This window comes from Corallococcus sp. 4LFB (assembly GCF_046520365.1).
In the GTDB taxonomy this organism is placed as follows: Bacteria; Myxococcota; Myxococcia; order Myxococcales; family Myxococcaceae; genus Corallococcus; species Corallococcus caeni.
This window is the reverse complement of the sequence record NZ_JBKGHJ010001226.1, coordinates 1-527: the sequence shown is the minus strand read 5'-3', so window position 1 is coordinate 527 and position 527 is coordinate 1. Positions and strand designations below refer to the sequence as shown.

1 protein-coding gene is annotated in these 527 nt (G+C 71.2%); it reads right to left on the bottom strand.

Going from position 1 to position 527, the window contains the following annotated elements; genetic code table 11:
* A partial coding sequence (locus tag ACLEQD_RS45055; RefSeq protein WP_410392015.1) for an SDR family NAD(P)-dependent oxidoreductase occupies positions 1–527 on the bottom strand: 527 nt, incomplete at both ends.

Genomic DNA, 527 nt, shown 5'->3' with positions numbered 1-527 from the left:
CCCGAGGAGAAGAAGACCGCGCACTCCAGCGGCTCTCCCTCCAGCGCCGCGTGCACCGCCACGCTCGCCTTCACCTTCGAGTCCAGCACCGTGCGCAGCATGCCTTCAGTCATCCGCTCCAGGAGCTGGTCCTGGATCACCACGGCGAGGTGGAAGACGCCGTGCACGGTGCCGAAGCGCTGCTTCGCTTGCGCGACGACGCGCGCCGCTTCACCCGGCTTCGTCACGTCCGCCCGCACGTACTCCACTTCGGCTCCGGCGGCCTCCAGCCCCTTCAGCTTCTGCGCGAGCGCTCCCTCTGCTTCGCGCCGTCCCACGATGACCAGCCGTGCCGCGTACTTCCTCGCCAGCCACTCCCCCACCGCCAGCCCGATGCCTCCTCCGCCTCCCACCAGCAGGTACACGCCCCGCTGCTTCAGCGGCACCCGCCCCTGCTGCAGCCGCTTCACCGGCAGCAGCCTGCGCACGTACCGGCGCCCCTGCCTCAGCGCCACGTCCGCGCCCTTCCCGTCCCCTTCCTCTCCCAC